Below are 24,767 nucleotides of genomic sequence, written 5' to 3' on the forward strand. Positions count from 1 at the left end.
TAAGATTTAAAAATAGTAGAAGTACTAGTAGGGGCTGTTAACATGTGGATAACCCATTTCAACGTAAGGAAAGACAGTCTATCCACATGTGGATAGACTGTGTGTAAGTGAATGCTAGTTATTCACAATTTCCAAGGTTAACGGTTCTCTATTAGTAATAACCTACTATTAAAATTTTAGCATTTCATTTATTTCCTTTAGCTGTTTTTGAAGCTGAGGGTCCGTTTGCACGAGCTTTGAAATTTTTTCGTGTGCATGAATAACCGTTGTATGGTCTCTACCACCAAATTCCTCACCTATTTTCGGCAAAGAAAAGTCTGTAAGCTCACGTGATAAATACATTGCAATTTGACGCGGAAAAGCAACAGACTTTGTCCGTTTTTTTGCTTTAAAGTCCTCTAGCTTAATATTGTATTGTTCGCCAACAACCCTTTGTATTTCCTGGATTGTAATAACTTTCGGTTTAGAGGTTGGAATAATATCTTTTAAAGCCTCAGCAGCCAAATCAGCGTTAATATCTTTATTTATTAATGATGAATAAGCGACAACTCGAATTAGAGCACCTTCTAATTCTCGAATATTGGAATCAATTTGATTTGCAATATAAAGCATGACTTCATTTGGAATGTCTAATCCCTCTGCCTTTGCTTTCTTTCGTAAAATGGCAATTCTCGTTTCTAAATCTGGCGGAGTAATATCTGTGATTAAGCCCCATTCAAACCGTGACCGTAAACGGTCCTCCAGAGTAGGAATCTCTCTTGGTGGACGATCACTAGAGATGATGATTTGTTTGCTTTCTTCATGAAGTGTATTAAATGTATGGAAAAATTCCTCTTGAGTTGATTCTTTCCCAGCTAAAAATTGAATATCATCAATTAGCAGAACATCTACATTGCGATATTTATTGCGAAATTCAACAGCCTTATTGTCACGAATCGAATTAATAAATTCATTTGTAAACTTTTCAGATGATAAATAAACAACCTTTGCCTGAGGGTTATGATCTAATACATAATGACCAATTGCATGCATTAAATGTGTTTTTCCTAAACCAACCCCTCCATAAATAAAAAGGGGATTATAGGCCTTGGCTGGTGCTTCAGCTACTGCTAAGGAAGCTGCATGGGCAAAGCGGTTTCCAGATCCAATAACAAATGTATCAAATAAGTACTTAGGATTTAATAAGCTTTGTGGAAGCTCCGTTACATCCTCTTCCTTTTTTGCTTTTATTGAAGGTGTTGGAAGGTTAATTTCTTCCTCCCTTTGATTTTGCGGAATGATGAAGCGAACACTAAGCTCTTCACCGGTTATTTCATAAAGAATTCCTGCAATTAGTTGGGAGTAACGTTCCTCCAGCCAATCACGAGCAAATTCATTTGGTGCGGTAATCGTTAATGTATCACCTTGCAGGCTGTGTGCTTTTGTTGATTTTAACCAGGTTTCAAAGCTAGGTTTGCTAATTTTAGTTTCTATCGTTGATAGTGCTTTATTCCACAGATCCGCAATATTTTCCAATTAAATATCCCTCCTTTTCACAAAAATTTTTTAAGCGAGCCATTCGTTTTCGTCATTTTTTAGCACGACAAATGCACAGGAAAAATCGAATATTAATAAATATTCAACCCTATACATTCGAATAAACTATTAAATTATAAATATACAAATAGGTTTATGTGGAAAAATATATAATAAGGAAAGAAAGAGGTGTTTCGACAATATCCACGACTTGTGGACAACCTTTTCCCTAACTCCTGAATAACCTGTCCACAGCTTATCCACATTCTGTGGATAAGTGATTTATTCACATCTATTTATTCAGAGTGAAAACACAAATATAATATCAAATAATTTGTTGAGGTGCAATGCTTTTTCATACATTATCCACAAGCGTCACCTCTTGTTAATAAAATTTGTCCACAGCTTCTTGAACTGTGAAAAAGCTGTCAATATGTGCTGTGGATAGAAAAGAAAGCTGTCGAAAACTATCCACAAGCAGAAAAATCAATCCGATGGATTATATTTTGAATAATGGACTGCTTATAGTGTTGGGTTACATTAAGTTTGGCTAAAGTGGTTTCCAAAACATAAAATATGGGTGTAATTTTTATTATGGGAAAAAGATGGCTATTTTATTTTTAACAAAAAGGAGTTACAATAGGATTTTAGAGAAAGATAATAATTGTTATTTTGGAAATACTAAAGTCGGCAGTTTTCAAAAATGAAAGGATCGACAATAGATTAAGTCTGACAAACAGTTGACAATTTTCATGTTTGGTCTTTATAATTAGAAAGACTGTCTTTAGCAGTAAATCCTCAGGGAGGTGTTATATATGAAAAGAACTTACCAACCAAGCAAACGTAAACACAGTAAAGTTCACGGTTTCCGTAGCCGTATGAGCTCTGCTAACGGACGTAACGTGCTAGCACGTCGCCGCCGTAAAGGAAGAAAAGTATTATCTGCTTAGGCCACTGAAACGTCAGTGGTCTTTTTTCTCATATTTTGTCTTCTAGTGAATCTGATGGTGCCAGTCCCCAGGTTTTCACCGTATATTGCTCCGGCGCTATCTGCAATTGTCTGAGTCTACCTTTCGCACTTCCTTATACATAGATCCTTCCAGGTTTGAGGGTGAATTGATTTGAAAAAAGAATTCCGTATAAAAAAGAATAAAGAGTTTCAAATTGCTTTTAAAAAAGGGAAATCCTTTGCTAATCGGCAGTTTATTATTTATGTACTTGGAAAACCTGAGCAAGAAAAGTTCCGAATTGGTCTTTCTGTCAGCAAAAAAATTGGGAATAGCGTGATGCGAAATCGGATCAAACGCTGTATTCGCCAAGCAATTTTTGAATTACAGGATCAAGTGAAGGATGGACAAGATTATGTCATAATTGCTCGTAAGCCAGCTGCTGAAATGGATTTCCATGAGATAAAAAGCAGCCTAACACATGTATTAAAGGTTTCAAAAGTATTGCGAAAAAATAGTGAAAGTAAATAAGAGAAGTAAATAGTGAAAGCGATTTTAAGAAAAAGATGATAAAATAAGAATGGTGTGTTTAACAAAAAAATAAAAGAGGGGAACAAACCCTTCTCCTTTATTATTATGAATACTATTTTGAGGTCAGGAGGATAAACGTTTGAAGAAACGAATATTTCTTGTTGTTGGTCTAGTTCTATTAGTGACACTATTAACTGGTTGTTCAGACTATAAACAGCCAATAACAGCTGAGAGTCAAGGATTTTGGAACGAATACATTGTTTACCCGTTATCATTATTAATTGTGAAGGCAGCAGAATTTTTGGGAGGTAGCTTTGGGTTTTCGATTATCATTGTTACCCTTATTATTCGTCTAGCTATTCTTCCGCTAATGATTAAACAAACAAAAAGTTCTAAAGCAATGCAAGCATTACAGCCAGAAATGGCGGCATTAAAAGAAAAATATAGCTCCAAGGATCAACAAACACAGCAAAAGCTTCAACAAGAAACGATGGCATTATTCTCAAAGCATGGGGTTAATCCTTTAGCAGGCTGCTTCCCGTTATTGATTCAAATGCCAATCTTAATTGGTTTCTACCATGCAATTTCCAGAACACGTGAAATTGCTGAGCATAATTTCTTGTGGTTTGATTTAGGTGCTCCAGATCCATATTATATTTTACCAATCGTTGCAGGGATCACGACATTTATTCAACAAAAGATGATGATGGCAGGTGGTGCTGCAAATCAAAATCCGCAAATGGCAATGATGCTTTGGATGATGCCGATTATGATTGTCGTATTTGCGATTAGCTTCCCGGCAGCTCTTTCTTTATACTGGGTAGTCGGAAACATTTTCATGATTGCGCAAACTTATTTTATTAAAGGTCCTGAGCTTAAAAAGGCAGCGGATACTGGTAAATCGGGAGGAGCAAAAAAGTGAAACAGGTAACTGCTACAGGCCAAACAGTCGCGGAAGCAGTAGAGAGTGCTTTAGCTCAATTAAACACCACAAAAGATCGTACAGAGATTTCAGTTATTGACGAAGGTAAAAAAGGTATTTTCGGTATTTTTGGATCACGGCCTGCTGTCGTGAAGGTAACGGTTAAAATTGATCCAATTGAAGAAGCAAAGAAATTTATCATTGGTGTAAGTAAAGAAATGGGTGTTTCTGTTGAAATCGAGTCCCGTCGTGAAGGGAAGCAGGTACATTTTATTTTAACAGGTGAAAAAATCGCCTTATTAATAGGAAAAAGAGGACAAACTCTAAATTCCCTACAATATCTTACACAATTAGTGTTGAATCGCTATTCTGATCAATATTTAACTGTAATGCTGGATGCTGAAGATTATCGCAAAAGAAGAATTGAAACGTTAATTCAGCTAGCAGAACGATTGGCACAAAAAGCCGTAAAAACAGGTAAAAATGTAGCGCTTGAACCGATGCCTTCTTATGAGCGTAAAGTAATCCATACAGCTTTAGTTGAAAATAGAAAAATAAAAACGTATTCTGACGGTACCGAACCGTACCGACATATTGTAATAGCACCAAAATAGAAAAGCGTAAGGCGGTTCGCCAGCCTCAAACAGAAAAATACAATTGCAATCCACTCCAGCACACTGGAGTGGATTTTTTGTTGTTCGAAAAATTTAAAAAGTTTAAGCTAGGTTGTGGATAAGTTTTTGGGACGAAAAGAACAATGAAAAATCGAGTTTTATTGTTATTCACATGTGGATAAGTTAAAATAAAGCGTATCAATACTTGATGTGGATAAGTGACCAATAATGCTTTTTTCTATAAGACTGTTGTGGTATTCTAATAAATTAGGGAAATAAACCTAAAATAACGGAAATAATGGAGATAGAAATATAGAGCAAAAGGCTGATCATGATGGAGGTGAGCTTGATGGATTTTGATACAATTGCAGCCATTTCAACTCCGATGGGAGAGGGAGCAATTGCAATCGTCAGGTTGAGTGGTGATGAATCATTTGTAATTGTCGATAAGCTTTTTCGTGGCGTAAACGGGAAAAGGATTTCGACGGTTGCAAGCCATACAATTCACTATGGACATTTAATTGATCCGAAAACGGACCAGATTGCAGAGGAAGTAATGGTATCTGTAATGAAGGGACCACGGACGTTTACAAAAGAGGATGTAGTTGAAATTAATTGTCACGGTGGTATTGTATCAGTCAATCGCGTATTGCAATTAGTTTTAAATAATGGAGCACGACTCGCCGAACCAGGTGAATTTACGAAGCGGGCATTTTTAAATGGTAGAATCGATTTGTCGCAGGCAGAAGCGGTAATGGATTTAATCCGTGCGAAGACGGATCGAGCAATGAATGTTGCACTTGGACAGATGGAAGGGCGACTATCTAAACTAATCCAAAAGCTTCGACAAGAAATATTAGAGACATTGGCACATATTGAGGTTAATATCGATTATCCGGAATATGATGATGTCGAGGAAATGACCCATAAAATGCTAATTGAAAAGGCTACCTATGTCCGAGACCAAATCGATATGCTGTTAAAAACATCTCAGCAAGGGAAGATTTTACGTGAAGGACTTTCGACTGTCATTATTGGTCGGCCGAATGTCGGGAAGTCCTCGCTTTTAAATAGCTTAGTTCAGGAAAATAAAGCAATTGTAACGGATATACCTGGAACGACAAGGGATGTCATTGAAGAATATGTCAATGTTCGTGGAGTTCCATTGCGGCTTTTAGATACAGCAGGAATTCGTGAAACCGAGGATATTGTTGAAAGAATCGGTGTTGAACGGTCCCGCCAGGTACTAAAGGAAGCTGATTTAATTTTACTTGTGCTAAATTATTCCGATGAATTATCAGAAGAAGATTTAAATTTGTTTAATGCCGTAGAAGGCATGGATGTTATTGTCATTGTCAATAAAACAGATTTACCGCAGAAAATTGGGATGGACAAGGTGACAGAGGTCGCAAAGAATCATAAGATTGTTACGACTTCTCTCCTCGAAGATCGTGGAGTTGATGAGCTTGAGGAAGCAATCTCTTCATTATTTTTCTCTGGCTCGCTTGAAGCTGGTGATTTAACATATGTGTCTAATACACGCCATATTGCTCTTCTAAATCAAGCTGCTGGTTCGATTGGTGAAGCAATCAGTGGTGTTGGAATGGATGTACCAATAGATATCATACAAATTGACTTAACTAGAACATGGGAATTGCTAGGTGAAATCATAGGCGAAAGTGTCCACGAAAGCCTAATCGACCAGCTATTCTCCCAATTTTGTTTAGGGAAATAAGAAAAGCGGAAGCGACCGTTCAGCGGCGTATGGACTGGACAAATAGTAGAAATTTTTATGAAAGTAAGGAGGCATCATAAATGCCATATGAGGCCGGAAATTTTGACGTCATCGTCATAGGTGCAGGGCATGCTGGTTGTGAAGCAGGGCTTGCAGCAGCACGCCAAGGTGCAAATACATTAGTTATTACCATTAATCTAGATATGGTCGCATTTATGCCATGTAACCCATCGGTTGGTGGGCCAGCAAAAGGAATCGTCGTTCGCGAAATTGATGCGCTTGGCGGAGAAATGGGCAAAAATATTGATAAAACCCATATCCAGATGAGAATGCTGAATACTGGTAAAGGTCCTGCCGTTAGAGCATTACGTGCACAGGCCGATAAATTTGCTTACCAGCATGAAATGAAAAAAACGCTCGAAACTACCCCTAATTTAACCTTAATTCAAGGTATGGCCGAGGAATTGATCGTTGAAGACGGAGTTTGTAGTGGGATCATTACGAAAACAGGCGCGATTTATCGCTCAAAAACGGTCGTCATTACATCAGGTACGTTCCTAAGAGGGGAAATCATCATTGGTGACCTGAAATATTCGAGTGGTCCAAACAACCAACAGCCTTCAATTAAGCTCTCAGAGCATTTAAAACAATTAGGCTTAGATTTGGTACGGTTTAAAACAGGAACACCTCCACGGGTTAATAGCAAAACGATCGATTACAGCAAGACTGAAATTCAGCCAGGAGACGATGTTCCACGGGCTTTTTCATATGAAACAACAAAATATATTACAGATCAGCTACCGTGCTGGCTCACTTATACAAATGAAACAACACATACAATCATTGACAATAACTTACATCGCTCACCGATGTTTTCAGGAATGATTAAAGGTACAGGACCACGTTATTGTCCATCTATTGAAGATAAAGTCGTACGCTTTAATGATAAGCCGCGCCACCAAATTTTCTTAGAGCCAGAAGGTCGCCATACAGAAGAAGTATACGTTCAAGGATTATCAACCAGTCTTCCAGAGGATGTACAACGTGACATCATTAAGTCGATTCCAGGACTAGAAAATGCCCAAATCATGCGTTCAGGCTATGCAATTGAGTACGATGCAGTTGTACCGACCCAGCTTTGGCCAACACTAGAAACAAAAGTAGTCAAAAACCTTTATACAGGTGGTCAAATTAACGGAACATCCGGATATGAAGAAGCGGCAGGCCAAGGCTTAATCGCTGGAATAAACGCTGGTCGAAGAGCTTTAGGGAAAGAAGAATTGATTTTAAGACGGTCTGACGCGTATATCGGTGTATTAATTGATGATCTCGTAACGAAAGGGACAGCTGAGCCATACCGCTTGCTTACTTCAAGAGCAGAATATCGGCTACTACTACGACATGACAATGCAGATTTGCGCTTAACGGAAATTGGGAAAAGGCTTGGTCTTATTTCAGATGAGCGCTATCAAAAATTTGCACAGAAAAAAGAAATGATTGAAGTAGAGAAGGAACGTCTGCGTTCGATCATTATTAAACCAACTGAACAAGCCCAACAGCTTATCCGCGCCCAAGGTGGAAGTGACCTTAAGGATGGGATCCGAGCTTCCGATTTATTAAAACGTCCTGAAATGACTTATGAACATATTCATATACTTGTTCCAAGTGAAATTCCACTTGATTTCGAAGTGCAGGAACAGGTTGAAATCCAAATCAAATATGAGGGATATATTGAAAAATCTTTGCAGCAGGTAGAGCGCCTGAAAAAAATGGAAGATAAGAAAATCCCGGAACAGATTGATTACGATAAAATTAATGGTCTAGCCACAGAGGCACGCCAAAAATTAAAACAAGTTCAGCCATTATCTATTGCCCAAGCATCAAGAATTTCTGGGGTCAATCCTGCTGATATTTCGATTTTACTTGTATACATTGAGCAAGGGAAAATTGCGAAAGTATCTAATAACAGTTAATTCAAAGGGTTTAGCTTGCCTAAGCCCTCTAGATACTGAAATTTTTTATAAGTGAGGCCTTCCGATGAATGTTGATCAATTCCAGTCGATGTTGGCAGAGAAAGGGATTACTCTTTCTCCAAGCCAGCTTGAGCAATACAATCAATATTATGAAACATTAGTGGAATGGAATGAAAAAATGAATTTGACAGCAATAACCGAGCGGGAAGCTGTCTATTTAAAGCATTTTTTTGATTCGATTTCTGCTGCCTTTTATTTTGATTTTACCGAACCACTCAATATTTGTGATGTTGGTGCAGGAGCAGGGTTTCCAAGCATTCCAATAAAAATTGCTTTTCCTAATATCAATATTACAATAGTGGATTCCTTAAATAAGCGGATTCATTTTTTAGAGCATCTGGCAAAAGAATTAAAGCTGGAAAATGTTCGCTTTATCCATGACAGGGCTGAAACCTTTGGGAAAAATCCACAGCATCGTGAGCAGTATGATGTGGTCATGGCACGAGCTGTGGCAAGAATGTCGGTGCTTACGGAGCTTTGCTTACCACTGGTGAAGATTGGTGGAACTTTTATTGCAATGAAGGCGCAAAGTGCAGATGAGGAATTGCAAGCAGGGAAAAAAGCGATTACGGTTATGGGTGGAAAAGTGGAACAGACTCATTCCTTTTTACTCCCGATTGAAGAAAGTGAACGGAAAATTTTACTTGTAAAAAAAGTAAAATCTACACCGAAGCAATATCCTAGAAAACCAGGTACGCCAAATAAAACTCCAGTTGAATAGAGGATACCTTTTTTCTTCATATTGTGGCATAATTTGTTTTAGGGATTGAATTCGTAAGGATCATTGTTTGGACTAACGAGAATCTATTTAGGGAGTTTCGTAAAGGTGGTGCAGGGTGATGAAGAATTCTTTTTCACGCTTTTTTGGCCTGGGCGAAAAGGGGGAACAGGTTCAAATTGAAGAAGAACATTCGATTGTGCTTGAGGAATCGAATGAGCGTGAAGAAATTAGGAAAATTGCAATTGATCAAATCGTTCCAAATCGTTTTCAACCAAGAACGGTTTTTGACGAAGATAAAATTGAAGAATTAGCACGTACCATACATACACATGGCATTATTCAACCGATTGTTGTGAGGGAATTCGAAGATGGTCGATTTGAAATCATTGCTGGTGAACGTCGATGGCGTGCGATGAAAAAACTTGGCTGGGATGAAGCACCAACGATTGTAAAAAATTTAAGTGATACGGAAACAGCTTCTGTTGCTTTGATTGAAAATCTTCAACGGGAAGAATTATCTCCGATTGAAGAAGCAATTGCATACGAAAAATTACTTGAACTTCATAATTTAACGCAAGAGGCATTAGCTCAACGACTAGGTAAAGGTCAATCTACGGTTGCGAATAAGCTCCGTTTATTAAAGCTGCCTCAAGAAGTACAGGATGCGCTCTTGAATAAATCAATAACAGAGCGTCACGCTCGTTCGCTCATTCCGTTAAAGGATCAAGAGAAGCAGATCCAATTATTAGCGGAAATCATAGAAAGAAACTTGAATGTAAAGCAAACAGAAGATCGTGTTGTAAAAATGCTAGAACAAACGGAAGAAAAGCCAAAACCAAAACGAAAAGCGTTTAGTAAGGATATGCGGATTGCTGTCAATACAATTCGTCAATCGTTAACAATGGTTTCTGATAGCGGAATTAATTTAAATTCTGAGGAAGAAGAGTTTGAGGATTATTATCAATTTACAATAAAAATTCCTAAAAAGAAATAATACAAGTTTAATAGTAATAGATTGAAAAGCAGGATGTGGACAAATTTATTGGGCCTCTATCCTGTTTTTTTGCATTTTTTAGTTTACCTAACTGCATCTTTTTTCCCCATCCTACTAAAGCATTATTTTACATCCATTAAAGTGCTTTTTTTCCATTATTTCCTTCACTTCTACCTTAATCTCTTAACAAGATTTTAAATAAAAGTTCTATTCTCGCTTCCTTTTCATGTTAAAATAGAATACATGATTGCAAGTTTATCCTTGAATTTGGAAACAATTGTTTCTATTTTTCAGTTTATTGTTTGATATTAGAGAGAAATTCCTCGCTAATTGCTAGATTTTTAGGAAATGAAGGTAGGTGATGTCGTGAGCAAAACTATTGCCATCGCGAACCAAAAAGGAGGAGTCGGGAAAACGACCACCTCTGTTAACCTAGGCGCCTGCTTAGCATACATAGGGAAAAAAGTCTTGTTAGTAGACATTGACCCGCAAGGAAATGCTACAAGCGGTATCGGAATTGAAAAAGCAGATGTAGACCAATGCATTTATGATGTTTTAGTCGATGATCTTGAAGCAAGTAAAGTGATTAAACCAACTGCATTAGATAACCTATTTGCCTTGCCGGCGACAATTCAATTAGCTGGTGCAGAAATAGAGCTTGTCCCGACGATTTCAAGGGAAGTTCGGTTAAAACGTGCTTTAGAAGAGGTTAAAGATCAATTTGATTATATTATTATCGATTGTCCTCCTTCACTCGGTTTATTAACATTAAATGCGCTAACTGCTGCAGATTCCGTGCTAATCCCTGTCCAATGTGAGTATTACGCCCTAGAAGGTTTAAGTCAGTTATTAAATACGGTTCGTCTAGTTCAAAAACATCTTAACCATGAATTGACCATTGAAGGTGTACTCTTAACGATGCTGGATGCTAGGACAAATTTGGGATTACAGGTTATTGAAGAAATAAAAAAATACTTTCAAGACAAAGTTTATAAAACGATTATCCCAAGAAATGTACGTCTTAGTGAGGCTCCGAGCCATGGAGAACCAATTATTAAATACGATTCAAAATCCCGTGGAGCTGAGGTTTATTTAGATCTAGCAAAGGAAGTGGTTGTGAATGGCTAAAGGCTTAGGAAAGGGTCTGAATGCATTCTTTCCGAAGATTGAAGCAGATTCCGAAGAAGCAGTACAAGAAGTTAAGATCAAAGAACTTCGCCCTAATCCTTATCAACCGCGGAAAATATTCCAGCAAGAGGCGATTGATGAGCTAAAACAATCGATCCTAGAACACGGAATCCTTCAGCCAATCATTGTTCGTAAGAGTATAAAAGGCTATGAAATTGTTGTTGGAGAGCGACGTTATCGTGCTGCTCAAGCAGCTAAGCTAGAAACAGTTCCAGTTGTGATTCGTGAATTGAATGAACAACAAATGATGGAGTTATCTGTCTTAGAGAACTTACAGCGGGAAGATTTAACGCCAATCGAGGAAGCTTCCGCTTATCAAATGCTGATGCAAAAGCTAGAATTAACGCAAGAGCAATTAGCGAAGCGACTTGGGAAAAGCAGACCCCATATTGCAAATTTAGTTCGTCTTCTCTCATTACCGCCAAAGATTCAAGATTTAATTTCATCTGGTGAAATTTCAATGGGTCATGGTAGAGCGTTGTTGGGATTACGAAAAAAGAAAAAATCCCTGCAGTAGTCGAAAAAATAATGAAAGAAAACTTAAACGTTCGTCAGCTTGAGTTATTTATTCAACAGCTAAATGAATATGTTTCACGTGAAACAAAACCGGATAAGCCTAAAAAGGATGTCTTTTTACTTGAACGGGAATCGTTTTTGCGTGAACGTTTTGGTACAACTGTTAATATTAAGCAAACTAAAAAGAAGGGGAAAATCGAAATCGAATTTCATTCAAAAGAAGATCTAGAACGGATTCTCGAATTGCTCGATTCTACTGATTTCTCCTAGCCAACAAATGTTGGCTATTTTTTTTGCAGTAAACCCTCTACCTTTTAAACTACGGCCACGTTAATTTAGAAAGTTGATTTCCACTCCAGGCACTCGCTTTCCGCGGGGTGGTCCGGGAGCCTCCTCGGCGCATAGCGCCTGTGGGGTCTCCCGTGACACGCTACTCCCGCAGGAGTCTCGCGCCTTCCGTTCCAATCAACTTTGACAACAAGTCAACAATAAACTGCAACATAGCCATAAATAAAAAAAGGATGAAATTTTTTTACAATAGTGGTAGTTTGATTCTATTAACTTTTTTAAAATTCAAAAAGATAGGATTGGAGAGCATTCATGTTTTTATTAGGGACAATCGTCAATAGTGTACTAATTATACTGGGAACATTTATAGGTAAGTTACTTCACCGGATTTCTGAAGATATGAAACATGCCGTTATGAACGTCATTGGGCTTGCTGTAATCGTATTAGGCTTGCAGATGGGGTTTAAAAGTGACAATTTCCTTATTGTTATCTTTAGCCTTGTGATAGGCACTGTAATTGGTGAATACTTTGAACTTGAAAACAAGCTCAATTCCGTTGGACATTGGCTTGAAAATAAAATTGGTTCGAACAGCCAAGGTAGTATTTCGGAAGGTTTTGTCACAGCCTCCCTCATTTTCGTAATAGGGGCTATGGCGGTAATTGGAGCGCTAGACAGTGGAATTCGTGGGGATCATGATGTACTTTATACAAAAGCGATTATTGATGGATTCACGGCAATTATTTTAACTTCAACACTAGGAATTGGTGTATTGTTTTCGGCTATTCCAGTCTTTTTATATCAAGGCATCATAGCGATGTTCGCCACTCAGATTGATCGGTTTGTGCCGCAGGTGTTAATGGACTCCTTTATCGTCGAAATGACGGCAACTGGTGGTGTGATGATTTTTGCGATTGGCTTAAATTTAGTTGGAATTACAAAAATCCGAGTAGCTAATTTATTACCCGGAATCTTAGTAACTGGTGTGATTGTTAGTATAATTTACCTATTCAATATCTAAATGGTAAAAAAAGGGAGGTTTTCCTACCCTTTTTTTACGTTGTACTCTCTTTACTTAACTGTTCCCAATTCCGTTCCGACCAATGCTCGTGGCGATGAAAGGCGATACTTGCCTCATGGATGCCATTTGCGATGGTTTTGGCCATTTTTAAAACTAAGTTTAATCGTGTATTTTGTAACACGAAGAATTCCATAAATCCACTTACATTAACAATTCCAGTGATATGGATATCACCGACTTCTGGAAGTTCCTTGTTGACCCCAGCTCCAGGTTTCACAGGCCCTTCAGCAATTTGAATAACCCCGACACTTTTTAGTCGACCTAAACAAGCATCAATTCCGATAATAAATGGATCCGTATGTTTTTCAAAGATTTCACTAAGCTGTTCCTTTAAATTTACGGCATGGATAGGATTTTCCAATGTTCCATATACAAAAAATGGAGAAATCATTTTTTCTTCAAGAAGAGTTCCAACAAGGGGTCCTAATGAATCTCCTGTAGAGCGGTCAGTTCCAATACATACAAAGACGATTGGTCGGTTCTCCTTCATGTTTGCCATCTTAAGTTTTAATTCTAATGATAGTTTTTGTGCCGCTGCTATTTCATCATGAAGAATTCTTGAGCTCCCGCCTTTCTTTTCGAAGAAATTTGGTATAAAATTCATTAGTTTCCACCTCTTCTCATTGTACTAACAGTATACGGATAATCATGTCAATCTATACGTACGTTATTAATAAAAAGAATGTTTTAGGAAAAATTTATTGTTCTCCGACAGAAGACTCCCACCTCAAGGAATGTGAAGGGCGGAGCCCGATGAGTAGGTGGGAGATGAATGTCGGTTGGCGTTAGCCAAAATGTTCCTCAACACGATATAATGAGAACAAATGTTTCTATATTGTGGGGTGAGATTCATGCTGGTTCACAAAGCCTTTAGATTTCGTCTCTATCCAAATAAAAAACAGATTGAATTAATTAATAAAACCATCGGATGTTCAAGATTTGTATTCAATTTTTTTCTAAGCAAACAAAAAGAAAAAGATGCTTATTGGTATATTGTCGAAGAAATGGTTCAAAACGGTCAACTTCCAATAAATAAATGGAGGGACCAATTCCTAAACAAATATGAAACAGTAAAGTCACTGCCTGAACTTAAGAAGCATTATTCTTTTTTGAAGAATGTCGACAGTATTGCTTTGCAAAAATCGGTTGAGAACTTAGCGGATTCCTATGAACGATTTTACAAAAAGCAGAATAAACAACCCCGTTTTAAATCAAAAAAGAATAGAGTTCAATCTTATACCACTAAACAGACGAATGAGAATATAGCTGTCATGAACAACTATATAAAATTACCAAAGCTAGGCCTTGTCCGTTTTGCTAAAAGTCGTGAAGTAGAAGGAAGAATTTTGAATGCAACCATTAGATGCAATCCTTCTGGTAAATACTTTGTTTCCCTGGGAACAGAAATAGAAGTAGCCGAATTATCTAAATCAAACTCAGTAATTGGAGTGGATCTAGGCATTAAAGACTTTGCCATTCTTTCTGATGGAACGATCTACTCCAATCCAAAGTTTTTCCGTACTCTAGAAGAGAAGTTAGCCAAAGCACAACAAACTATGAGCAGACGAACGATAGGCGGTGCGAACTGGTACAAAGCCAAAAGAAAAGTCGCTTGTATTCATGAGAGAATAGCAAACGCAAGAAAAGACTATTTAGACAAAATCTCCACACAAATTGTCAAAAACCACGACATTATTGGGATGGAAGATTTGTCAGTTTCAAACATGTTAAAGAATCATCATCTTGCCAAAGCCATTAGTGAAGTATCTTGGTCGCAATTCAAAAGTATGATTGAATATAAGGCTAAATGGTATGGAAGACAAGTCATAACCGTATCCAAGAACTTCGCCAGTAGTCAGCTCTGTTCTTGTTACGGCTTTCAAAACAAAGACGTTAAAAATCTTGGATTACGTGAATGGGAATGCCCAAAATGCCAAACCTATCATGAAAACAGAGATATTAACGCAAGTATCAATCTTAAAAAAGAAGCCCTAAGACTTCTAACCGCAGGAACTGCGGGGCTAGCCTATTAAGATAACTGAAGGATACTTCGGTGTTCATAGGAATCCCCTTCTTCAATTAGATAGTAGATTTGATAAGGAGGGGTAGTTCAATAAAGCATTTTAATTTTAGATAAAAGAAAATATCTGTTAAGATAATAAAATAGATAATCTTCATAAGTAGGTGTGAGCAGTTGAATTTATCAGAAAAGGCAATCCTGTCTCTTTCGGAAAAATTGATGGACCAAGATACTTGGATTAATCTTGGAATGGTCGTATTAAAGGCTATTGCCATCTTTATTTTAGCAGGTTTAGTTATTAGGATTGGAAAACTAGCGATTGTAAATATTTTTAAAATGCGTTCCCGTGCTCCTATTCGGACCTCTGATCGTCGAGAAGCAACGCTTGCAAAGCTTCTCCAAAATATATTAACTTATGTTATTTATTTTATTGCTTTAATTATGGTATTGTCCACGATTGGAATTAATGTAGGTCCAATTCTAGCTGGAGCAGGAGTTGTAGGGCTTGCAGTTGGTTTTGGAGCACAAAACTTAGTGCGTGATATCATTACTGGGTTTTTCATTATTTTTGAGGATCAATTTTCTGTAGGTGACCATGTTATTATCGGTCCATTTCAAGGCGATGTAGAGGAAATTGGTTTACGAACAACAAAAATTAAAGGTGCATCCAGGTGAAAGATTTATCATCCCTAACGGCAGTATTACAGATGTAACGAATTTCTCGATTCACAATAGTAAGGCTATTGTCGATATTTCAATCTCGATTGATGAGGATATAGACAGAGCAGAATATGTAATCCGTGAATTATTGGAAACAATGCCTGAAAAATATGAGGATTTAATAACTCCACCACAGCTTTTAGGTGTTCAAAGCTTTGGGCCTTCTGATGTCGTATTACGAATAATCGCAGAAACTTTGCCTATGCAGCATTTTTTTGTTTCGCGTATGATTAGAAAAGAAATAAAGCACGCGTTTGATTTACACGGAATTGAAATACCAGTTCCACGGATGGTGATGTATTCCAAGCCAGAAAATCAAAATAAAGAAAATATTTTAGTGGGAAAAAGGAGGGGGTTTAAACGATGGAAGAAAATCATTATAACTTAAACGATATTGTGGAAATGAAAAAACCTCATCCTTGTGGGACCAACCGTTGGAGAATTATTCGAATGGGGATGGATATCCGGATCAAATGCGAAGGCTGTAGTCATAGCGTCTTAATCCCTCGTCGGGAGTTTTCACGAAAAATGAAAAAGTTACTTGTAGAGCATGAAGAGTAAATATCATGCTTCTTTTTTTTGCCTGCTAAGTTTAATGAAAGGCAAATTCGCTTGTCTTTTTATAAGCTTGTCTCTATAATTGTGAAGGACTATAAGGTTTGACGTGAACTCAAAATATACTATTTTTAAATAGATGAATTAAAGGGAGTGAATCTGGATGGCGTTAACAGCCGGAATTGTTGGTTTGCCGAATGTTGGTAAATCTACATTATTTAATGCAATTACTCAAGCAGGTGCAGAATCTGCCAATTATCCATTTTGTACGATTGACCCAAATGTAGGAATTGTAGAAGTACCAGACCACCGTTTAACAAAATTAACGGAATTAGTACAACCAAAGAAAACTGTTCCAACTGCATTTGAATTTACTGATATCGCAGGGATTGTAAAAGGTGCTAGTAAAGGTGAAGGATTAGGAAACAAATTCTTGTCTCATATTCGTGAAGTTGATGCAATTTGCCAAGTTGTTCGTTGTTTTGCTGATGATAACATCACTCATGTATCAGGGAAAGTTGACCCAATTGATGATATCGAAACCATTAATTTAGAACTTATTTTAGCTGACATGGAGTCTGTTGAAAAACGGATTGGCCGTGTTGAAAAATTGGCTAAGCAAAAAGACAAGGATGCGACAGCTGAATTTGAAGTTCTAGCCATGCTAAGAGATGCATTTGAAGCTGAAAAACCTGCACGTACGGTTGAATTTACGGAAGAACAATTAAAGCTTGTCAAAGGGTTACATCTGTTAACGATTAAACCGATGTTGTATGTTGCCAATGTATCAGAGGATGATATTGTCGATCCATCTGATAATGAATACGTACAAAAGGTACGAGCATTTGCTGAAAAGGATAATGCTCAGGTTATCGTGATCTGTGCAAAAATTGAATCAGAAATTGCTGAACTTGAAGGTGAAGAGAAAACAATGTTCCTTCAAGAGCTAGGCATTGAAGAGTCTGGTCTGGACCAATTAATTCGCGCCGCATACAGCTTATTAGGTTTAGCTACGTATTTCACTGCAGGCGTCCAAGAGGTTCGTGCTTGGACTTTCCGTAAAGGTATGAAAGCACCACAATGTGCTGGTGTCATTCATTCTGATTTTGAAAGAGGCTTCATTCGGGCTGAAACAGTAGCTTATGAGGATTTACTAGCGGCTGGAAATATGACAGCGGCAAAAGAAGCAGGAAAAGTCCGCTTAGAAGGAAAAGAATACGAAGTAAAAGACGGAGACGTCATCCACTTCCGATTTAATGTATAGACTAAATCAATTGATAATTGTACACAGACACTAATGCAAATCGATTTTTTGCACAATGATGGATGAAAAAAATTTTGATTGAGTCGAACGTTAATTTTCTGCACATTGTTGATTGGAGCGTAAGGTGCGAGACTCCTGCGGGAGAAGGTGTCACGGGAGACCCCACAGGCGCAGATGCGCCGAGGAGGCTCCCGGACTCCCCGCGGAAAGGGAGCAACTGGAGCGGAGATCAACAAAACCATTTGACAAGGGAACTTGAGAAACGTTAATTTCGAGTTATCAAATGATTTATTAAACGTAGGTTGATATCAAAGAGAAGGCAATTCTAGTGAATTGTCTTCTTTTCCGTTCTCTAGACATTGCAAGTCAAGAAAAGATATGGTATACTTTTACCTTGTGAGTAATGAATAGTTGCTCCTTGCCCGAATGGGCCGTGTAGACCAAAAGGAGGTGAAAGTGATGAGAAAGTACGAAGTAATGTACATCATCCGTCCAAACATTGAAGATGAGGCGAAAAAGGCTTTAGTTGAACGTTTCAATACGATCCTAGCTGATAACGGCGCGGTAGTAAATGAAGCAAAAGATTGGGGTAAGCGTCGTCTTGCTTATGAAATCAACGATTTCCGTGACGGATACTATCAATTAGTAAATGTTAATGCTACTCCAGCTGCGGTTGAAGAATTCTCCCGTTTAGCTAAAATTAGCGAAGACATCATTCGTCATATCGTGATTAAACAAGAAGAAAAATAATTCGTAGCTAGATATATTCTTCCAATTAGAAATGTTTCACGTGAAACATTGTTAATGAGGGAGAAAGGAGTTGGTTCTGATGATGAATCGTGTAGTACTTGTAGGCCGTTTAACAAAAGATCCTGATCTTCGCTATACACCGAATGGCGTACCAGTGGCAACCTTTACTCTTGCTGTAAATCGGACTTTTTCGAATCAACAAGGTGAAAAGGAAGCAGATTTTATTAACTGTGTTATTTGGAGACGTCCTGCAGAGAATGTAGCCAATTTCTTGAAAAAGGGAAGCCTCGCTGGGGTGGACGGACGAATTCAAACACGTAGTTATGAAGGACAAGATGGGAAACGCGTTTATGTAACAGAAGTAGTAGCAGATAGTGTTCAATTTCTTGAACCAAGAGGCAGTGCTTCTGGTGACAGAGGCGGAAGTGGAACCGGTTATAACGAACCACGGGAGCAAGGCTTTCCGTTTGGAAATAATCAAAATCAGAATCAACGACCTAACAATAACAACAATAAAGGCTATCAACGTGTGGATGAAGATCCATTTGCAGGCGATGGACAAATTGACATCTCTGATGATGATCTTCCATTCTAAACCGTTAATAGACCCACGATAAAAATTACAAATAAAGGAGGTTACTCAAAATGGCAGGAGGACGTAAAGGCGGACGTGCGAAGCGTCGTAAAGTGTGTTACTTCACAGCGAACGGAATTACACACATCGACTACAAAGAAGTGGATTTATTAAAAAAATTCATCTCTGAGCGTGGTAAAATTTTACCTCGTCGTGTAACTGGCACAAGCGCAAAATACCAACGTAAATTGACTGTTGCAATCAAACGTGCACGTCAAATGGCTTTATTACCATACGTATCAGGTGAATAATAATGAGAAAAGACAGTGGGCTCGCTCACTGTCTTTTTTTGTATTTAACTGTGTTAGATTAACGGACAATGTTTTTCTTAAGACTATATACATGTAAAGTTGAATCAACGAATAATACTAGCTACAATAGAGATATGTCGTTTTTTATTATATGGTTGTGTTAAAGCCTTTTTCGATTTTTACGTGGATAGTTGATCTGATCACCTGGAGCGGAAATCAACTAGTAAATAGAACACAGCAAATAATATAAGGCTGGGAATTTGATAATTGCATGCTCAACAATGGGGGCGTGTGTTTTTGGAGGAAAAGAATTGAAAAATGTTAATCAGTTAACAAAAGGGGCAATGTTTTTAGCAATCTTCTCTGTTTTATTGTTCATTACACTCTATATACCGCTACTTGGAGGAATTATTAATTTCTTTCTACCTCTCCCTTTTATTTTGTTTGCAGCCCAAAACAATCTTAAAAGCTCGGCTTTATTATTAGTGGGAGCAATCTTTCTTTCCTTAATACTTGGAACCATGCTCGCCATTCCAATGACAATTGTTTGTGGAATGACAGGGATAAGTATTGGCTACTTAATTCATAAGAATAAAAGTAGATGGATTGTATTTTTTGCGTCCTCAATGGTTTTTTTGTCTAATTTAATTGTATTTTACATAGTTTCGGTTGTTTTCTTTCAGGTTAATATCATAAAGGAATTCAATCAAATGATGAAGGAATCCACCGATATCAGCATTGATATGATGGAAAAGATCGGGCAAGCACCAAACGAGCAAGTGATTCAGCAGTTTCAGAATAACTTGTCAATGTTAGAAACGTTAATGCCGAGCGTATTTGTATTAGGTGCTTTTATGAGTGTATTGCTTATTATGATCGTGTCAATTCCAATCATAAAGCGATTTGGTGTACAGCTTTCACAGTGGACACCTTTAAGGGAGTTAACACTGCCAAAAAGTTTGCTGTGGTATTATCTAATCTGTATGGCATTAAGTATGTTCATCAATCCTGAACAAGGGACATATTTGTATATTGCAGTTTCAAATTTGTTATTTATCTTACAAATGTGCATGATTCTTCAGGGGGTTTCCTTTATCTTTTATTATTGCCATGTAAAAGGATTTGGAAAGTCTGTTCCAGTCACCGTGATTGTTTTTTCAATGTTACTGCCGTTTCTACTTTATATTGTGAGGATATTCGGTATAATTGACCTAGGATTTGATTTAAGAAGACGGTTGGAAAAGAAACAATAAGGAACTCCAGTATTTATTGTTTATCAAGATTACATCAATACAGTCTGGGAGCTGAAAATATGCCTTCTTTTTTGGAGAAAAAGTCCATGCGATATTGGTTTTTTGGGTTAATGGGCTTAACCATTGTGCTTCTTAGTCTGTTAGCGTATTATAATTGGTTGTTTGGGTTGTTAGCCATCATTCTTACAGCAATCCCCTATTATTTTGTCTTTTCATTTTCTAGACAACAGCGGAAAGAAGCTGAGGAATACATCTCCACTCTTTCTTATCGAGTAAAAAAAGTCGGTGAGGAAGCATTAATGGAGATGCCAATTGGGATTATGCTATTTAATGACGATTATCAAATCGAATGGACCAATCCCTTTCTATCATCATTTTTACAAGAGGATAAATTAGTCGGTCGATCTCTTTACGATGTAGCAGACATTTTGATTCCCTTAATCAAACAAGAAGTTGATAAAGAGGTCATTTCGTTACATGATCGAAAGCTCCGTGTCATTCATAAGCGTGAAGAACGACTATTATACTTTTTTGATGTTACAGAGCAAACTGAAATTGAGAAGCTTTATCATGATGAGCGAACAGTAATTGGAATCATCTTTTTAGATAATTACGATGAACTTACTCAAGGAATGGATGATCAGCATCGTAGCAGCATTAATAATTTAGTGACTTCATTATTAAATAATTGGGCTAGAGAAAATGGTGTTTTTCTCAAACGGGTATCATCAGAACGCTTTATTGCTGTGTTTAATGAGCATATTTTACAGTTTTTAGAGAAGGGGAAGTTTAGTGTCCTGGATGAGGTCCGGGAACAAACCTCGAAGCAAAATGTGCCACTAACATTAAGTATTGGTGTAGGCACTGGTGTTTCCTCCCTACCTGGAGCTAGGAACCTTGGCACAATCGAGCCTCGATTTAGCGTTAGGGCGTGGTGGCGATCAGGCCGCCATTAAGAAGGTTAATGGGAAGGTTAAGTTTTTTGGTGGAAAAACCAATCCGGTTGAAAAACGGACCAGAGTCCGCGCTCGCGTTATTTCTCATGCCTTAAAGGAATTAGTTACAGCCAGTGATAAAGTTATTATTATGGGACATAAAAATCCGGATATGGATGCAATTGGGGCCTCAATTGGGATTTTGAAGGTAGCAGAAATGAATGAACGCGAAGGCTTTATTGTTTTGGACAGTAACCAAGTTGAAGCCAGTGTGAGCAGGCTGATGCAGGAAATAAGGCAAAAGGAAACGATGTACTCAAGGATGATCAGTCCGGATTTGGCTTTAGAAATTGCGACAGATCGTACCTTACTCGTCATTGTGGATACACATAAACCATCCCTTGTCATCGAAGAAAAGCTATTAGCTAAAATCGATAATGTAGTCGTCATAGACCATCATCGTCGTGGTGAAGAATTTATCGAAAACCCTTTACTTGTTTATATGGAGCCTTATGCATCTTCAACAGCTGAATTAGTGACCGAATTGCTTGAGTATCAGCCGATGCGTGGTAAAATTGATATGCTAGAAGCCACTGCTCTGCTTGCGGGAATTATCGTCGATACAAAAAGTTTTACATTGCGGACCGGCTTCAGAACATTTGAAGCAGCTTCTTATTTAAGGGCTCAAGGAGCTGATACGATATTAGTACAGAAATTCTTAAAAGAAGATGTGCAAACCTTTATCAAACGATCAAAGTTAATTGAATCGGTTTACTTTTATCAGGATGGGATTGCAATCGCCAAAGGTAGCGAGGATAGCTTATATGACCAGGTTGTAATCGCTCAGGCAGCAGATACTCTGCTCACTATGAACGGTGTAATCGCCTCATTTGTTATATCAAAACGAGCAGAAAATGCCGTTGGGATTAGCGCCCGTTCCTTAGGAGATATAAATGTTCAAGTTATTATGGAGCTATTAAATGGTGGTGGTCATCTGACCAATGCTGCTACACAATTAGTAGATATAACGGTAGCAGAAGCTGAACAGCTACTCCAACATGCCATCAATGAATACTTAGAGGGAGGGAAAAAAGAATGAAAGTCATTTTTTTAAAGGATGTTAAAGGAAAAGGAAAAAAAGGGGAAGTAAAAAATGTAGCAGATGGATATGCTCAAAACTTCTTACTAAAGCAAGGGTTAGCTGTTGAAGCATCAAACACAAATGTAAGCACATTAGAAAATCAAAAGAAAAAAGAACAAAAGCTTGCTGCTGTGGAGCTTGAAGAAGCAAAGAAGCTAGGTGCTGAACTAGAAAAAATTACGGTAGAACTTTCAGCAAAATCTGGTGAAGGTGGCCGTCTTTTCGGTTCCATTACAAGCAAACAGATTGCTGAGGAATTATTAAAAAGGTATAAAATTAAAATTGATAAACGTAAAATTGAATTGGCGGATGCGATTCGCTCGCTAGGATATACAAAGGTGCCAGTAAAGCTGCATACAGAAGTGACTTCGACATTAAATGTTCATGTTAAAGAAGGAAACTAAATTTGGCAGTTCACTTTCGGAAAAAATATTGATAAAATATAAGAGTTGAACAAAATGGTGATCAGGTTTAAGCTGATCACTTTTTTCATTCAAAGCATCGGATTATTCGGAGTCATTCCTCGCAAATAAGGAGGTTTTTATAGATGAATGATGTATTCATAGATCGTCTTCCTCCCCAAAATATTGAAGCGGAGCAGGCAGTATTAGGGGCAATATTTCTTGAACCTGCAGCCTTAATAATGGCTTCTGAGATTCTAATCCCTGAAGATTTTTATCGTTCTTCGCATCAGAAAATCTATGGTGTTATGCTAAAGCTGAATGATCAAGGAAAAGCGGTAGATTTAATAACCGTAACGGAAGAGCTTGCAGCGGCAAAAATTCTTGAGGATACTGGTGGAGTACGTTACTTAAGTGAGCTAGCTGGATCTGTTCCTACTGCAGCTAATATTGAATATTACGCAAAAATCGTTGAGGAAAAATCTATCTTACGTAGATTAATCCGTACTGCAACCGATATTGCCCAAGATGGATACACTCGTGAAGATGAAGTAACTGCCCTTTTAGGTGAAGCTGAAAAAAGTATTCTTGAAGTGGCTCAAAGAAAAAATGCAGGTGCGTTTCATAATATCAAGGATGTATTAGTGCGTACCTATGATAATATTGAACTACTAAATAATCGCAAAGGCGATATTACGGGGATTGCAACTGGATTTTCGGAGCTTGATCGAATGACAGCGGGCTTCCAACGGAACGATCTGATTATCGTTGGAGCACGTCCTTCTGTTGGTAAAACAGCCTTTGCTTTAAATATTGCCCAAAATGTCGCTACCAAAACAGGTGAAAATGTAGCGATATTCAGTCTTGAAATGGGTGCTGAACAGCTTGTTATGCGTATGCTTTGTGCTGAAGGAAACATTAATGCACAAAACCTAAGAACTGGTGCTCTAACTGATGAGGACTGGGGTAAATTAACGATGGCAATGGGTAGCTTGTCGAATGCAGGTATCTTCATTGATGATACCCCTGGTGTTAGAATCGGAGAAATTCGGTCTAAATGTCGTCGTTTGAAGCAAGAACAGGGCTTAGGGATGATTTTAATAGATTATTTACAGCTCATTCAAGGTGATGGACGATCTGGTGAAAATCGTCAGCAAGAGGTATCGGAAATTTCCCGCTCGTTAAAGCAACTAGCTCGTGAATTGCAAGTTCCGGTAATTGCCCTATCACAGCTATCCCGTGGTGTTGAACAACGCCAGGATAAGCGTCCAATGATGTCTGATATCCGTGAATCAGGAAGTATTGAGCAGGATGCTGACATTGTTGCCTTCCTTTATCGTGACGATTATTATGATAAGGAATCCGAAAACAAAAATATTATCGAAATTATTATCGCAAAACAACGTAATGGTCCTGTCGGAACCGTTCAGCTTGCTTTTGTTAAAGAGTATAATAAATTCGTAAACTTAGAGACGCGTTATGGAGATTCAGCAATGCCTCCAGGCGCCTAAATAACATATCCCAAAAGGTGAGCCTATTAACAGGTTGACCTTTTTTTATTGGAAATATACATCTGTATAATATTTTTTTATCAAAATAATATTATATTTCTATTATTCTTTTTTTATCATTACGATTTTGGATTTCCGAACGTACTATAAAAGTTTTATAAAAATGTTCGTGTTTTATTGACTTTTACCGACAATAATTGATAAAATTAGTATGTTTCAATCGTGAATGTATATATTAAGTAAATACA

At 37.8% G+C, this 24,767-nt stretch carries 22 protein-coding genes and 3 pseudogenes; 23 read left to right on the forward strand and 2 right to left on the reverse strand.

The features are described from left to right. Window positions 1-168 precede the first annotated feature (168 nt). Entirely contained in the window at window positions 169-1,515 is a 1,347-nt protein-coding gene (dnaA, locus tag RGF10_RS00925) for a chromosomal replication initiator protein DnaA (protein WP_318506455.1), read from the reverse strand. A gap of 815 nt (window positions 1,516-2,330) precedes the next feature. Here dnaA and rpmH point away from each other — a divergent pair. From rpmH to RGF10_RS00980, 12 genes and pseudogenes are all read left to right on the forward strand, one after another. Next, a complete protein-coding gene (gene rpmH / locus RGF10_RS00930; RefSeq protein ID WP_318506456.1) occupies window positions 2,331-2,465 on the forward strand; it encodes a 50S ribosomal protein L34 in 135 nt (44 codons plus the stop codon). Window positions 2,466-2,636: 171 nt separating this feature from the next. Further along, window positions 2,637-2,993: a ribonuclease P protein component gene (gene rnpA / locus RGF10_RS00935; RefSeq protein ID WP_318506458.1), complete on the forward strand. Its 357-nt coding sequence runs from the start codon at window positions 2,637-2,639 to the stop codon at window positions 2,991-2,993. Window positions 2,994-3,132: 139 nt separating this feature from the next. Beyond that, window positions 3,133-3,915: a YidC family membrane integrase SpoIIIJ gene (gene spoIIIJ, locus RGF10_RS00940; protein ID WP_318506461.1), complete on the forward strand. Its 783-nt coding sequence runs from the start codon at window positions 3,133-3,135 to the stop codon at window positions 3,913-3,915. Then, the gene (gene jag, locus RGF10_RS00945; protein WP_318506464.1) at window positions 3,912-4,529 is read left to right on the forward strand and encodes an RNA-binding cell elongation regulator Jag/EloR; all 618 of its coding nucleotides are present in this window, start codon (window positions 3,912-3,914) and stop codon (window positions 4,527-4,529) included. Before spoIIIJ ends, jag begins: the two co-directional genes overlap by 4 nt. A gap of 349 nt (window positions 4,530-4,878) precedes the next feature. After that, window positions 4,879-6,264, forward strand: coding sequence for a tRNA uridine-5-carboxymethylaminomethyl(34) synthesis GTPase MnmE (mnmE, locus tag RGF10_RS00950; RefSeq protein WP_318506466.1), 1,386 nt, complete (start codon window positions 4,879-4,881; stop codon window positions 6,262-6,264). 80 nt (window positions 6,265-6,344) lie between these two features. After that, window positions 6,345-8,237: a tRNA uridine-5-carboxymethylaminomethyl(34) synthesis enzyme MnmG gene (mnmG, locus tag RGF10_RS00955; protein ID WP_318506469.1), complete on the forward strand. Its 1,893-nt coding sequence runs from the start codon at window positions 6,345-6,347 to the stop codon at window positions 8,235-8,237. 64 nt (window positions 8,238-8,301) lie between these two features. After that, window positions 8,302-9,018 carry a 16S rRNA (guanine(527)-N(7))-methyltransferase RsmG gene (gene rsmG / locus RGF10_RS00960; protein WP_318506471.1) on the forward strand — a complete coding sequence of 239 codons (717 nt, stop codon included), beginning with the start codon at window positions 8,302-8,304 and terminating at the stop codon, window positions 9,016-9,018. A 118-nt stretch (window positions 9,019-9,136) separates the two neighbouring features. Next, entirely contained in the window at window positions 9,137-10,012 is an 876-nt protein-coding gene (gene noc, locus RGF10_RS00965; RefSeq protein WP_318506472.1) for a nucleoid occlusion protein, read from the forward strand. 366 nt (window positions 10,013-10,378) lie between these two features. Then, complete coding sequence (locus tag RGF10_RS00970; protein ID WP_318506474.1) at window positions 10,379-11,140, forward strand: ParA family protein; 762 nt, start codon at window positions 10,379-10,381, stop codon at window positions 11,138-11,140. After that, window positions 11,133-11,645, forward strand: a pseudogene (locus RGF10_RS23675) (ParB/RepB/Spo0J family partition protein); the annotation flags it as partial. The gene RGF10_RS00970 and the pseudogene RGF10_RS23675, both read left to right, overlap by 8 nt. Before the next feature lie 83 nt (window positions 11,646-11,728). Next, a complete protein-coding gene (locus tag RGF10_RS23680; RefSeq protein ID WP_412176663.1) occupies window positions 11,729-11,986 on the forward strand; it encodes a hypothetical protein in 258 nt (85 codons plus the stop codon). Between the two features lie 330 nt (window positions 11,987-12,316). Continuing rightward, window positions 12,317-13,024 (forward strand): DUF554 domain-containing protein, encoded by a 708-nt coding sequence (locus RGF10_RS00980; RefSeq protein ID WP_318506476.1) that lies wholly within the window; start codon window positions 12,317-12,319, stop codon window positions 13,022-13,024. Between the two features lie 34 nt (window positions 13,025-13,058). Here RGF10_RS00980 and yyaC read toward each other — a convergent pair whose 3' ends face one another. Then, window positions 13,059-13,688 carry a spore protease YyaC gene (gene yyaC / locus RGF10_RS00985; RefSeq protein ID WP_318506478.1) on the reverse strand — a complete coding sequence of 210 codons (630 nt, stop codon included), beginning with the start codon at window positions 13,686-13,688 and terminating at the stop codon, window positions 13,059-13,061. A 247-nt stretch (window positions 13,689-13,935) separates the two neighbouring features. Here yyaC and tnpB point away from each other — a divergent pair, with 247 nt between their 5' ends. The 11 genes and pseudogenes from tnpB to dnaB all read left to right on the forward strand — a co-directional run bounded on the left by tnpB (window position 13,936) and on the right by dnaB (window position 24,519). Beyond that, window positions 13,936-15,117: an IS200/IS605 family element RNA-guided endonuclease TnpB gene (tnpB, locus tag RGF10_RS00990; protein ID WP_318506481.1), complete on the forward strand. Its 1,182-nt coding sequence runs from the start codon at window positions 13,936-13,938 to the stop codon at window positions 15,115-15,117. A 206-nt stretch (window positions 15,118-15,323) separates the two neighbouring features. Then, a pseudogene (locus RGF10_RS00995) lies at window positions 15,324-16,212 on the forward strand (mechanosensitive ion channel family protein). Then, complete coding sequence (locus tag RGF10_RS01000; RefSeq protein WP_318506483.1) at window positions 16,188-16,385, forward strand: DUF951 domain-containing protein; 198 nt, start codon at window positions 16,188-16,190, stop codon at window positions 16,383-16,385. The pseudogene RGF10_RS00995 and the gene RGF10_RS01000 overlap by 25 nt, the downstream one beginning before the upstream one ends. 157 nt (window positions 16,386-16,542) lie before the next feature. Next, window positions 16,543-17,643, forward strand: coding sequence for a redox-regulated ATPase YchF (gene ychF, locus RGF10_RS01005; protein ID WP_318506485.1), 1,101 nt, complete (start codon window positions 16,543-16,545; stop codon window positions 17,641-17,643). Between the two features lie 459 nt (window positions 17,644-18,102). Next, on the forward strand, window positions 18,103-18,393 hold the full coding sequence (gene rpsF / locus RGF10_RS01010) for a 30S ribosomal protein S6 (RefSeq protein WP_318506488.1): 291 nt from the start codon (window positions 18,103-18,105) through the stop codon (window positions 18,391-18,393). 79 nt (window positions 18,394-18,472) lie between these two features. Continuing rightward, complete coding sequence (ssb, locus tag RGF10_RS01015) at window positions 18,473-18,988, forward strand: single-stranded DNA-binding protein (RefSeq protein WP_318506490.1); 516 nt, start codon at window positions 18,473-18,475, stop codon at window positions 18,986-18,988. A gap of 50 nt (window positions 18,989-19,038) precedes the next feature. Continuing rightward, window positions 19,039-19,278, forward strand: a complete 240-nt coding sequence (gene rpsR, locus RGF10_RS01020; RefSeq protein ID WP_147536005.1) for a 30S ribosomal protein S18 — start codon at window positions 19,039-19,041, stop codon at window positions 19,276-19,278. Window positions 19,279-19,589: 311 nt separating this feature from the next. Then, window positions 19,590-20,531, forward strand: coding sequence for a YybS family protein (locus RGF10_RS01025; protein ID WP_318506494.1), 942 nt, complete (start codon window positions 19,590-19,592; stop codon window positions 20,529-20,531). Window positions 20,532-20,590: 59 nt separating this feature from the next. Continuing rightward, a pseudogene (locus tag RGF10_RS01030) lies at window positions 20,591-22,565 on the forward strand (DHH family phosphoesterase). Continuing rightward, window positions 22,562-23,011 (forward strand): 50S ribosomal protein L9, encoded by a 450-nt coding sequence (rplI, locus tag RGF10_RS01035; RefSeq protein WP_318506496.1) that lies wholly within the window; start codon window positions 22,562-22,564, stop codon window positions 23,009-23,011. Before RGF10_RS01030 ends, rplI begins: the two are co-directional and overlap by 4 nt. Before the next feature lie 143 nt (window positions 23,012-23,154). Further along, entirely contained in the window at window positions 23,155-24,519 is a 1,365-nt protein-coding gene (gene dnaB, locus RGF10_RS01040) for a replicative DNA helicase (protein WP_318506498.1), read from the forward strand. The last annotated feature ends 248 nt before the right edge of the window (window positions 24,520-24,767 follow it).

This window comes from Bacillus sp. T3 (assembly GCF_033449965.1).
In the GTDB taxonomy this organism is placed as follows: Bacteria; Bacillota; Bacilli; order Bacillales; family Cytobacillaceae; genus Bacillus_BU.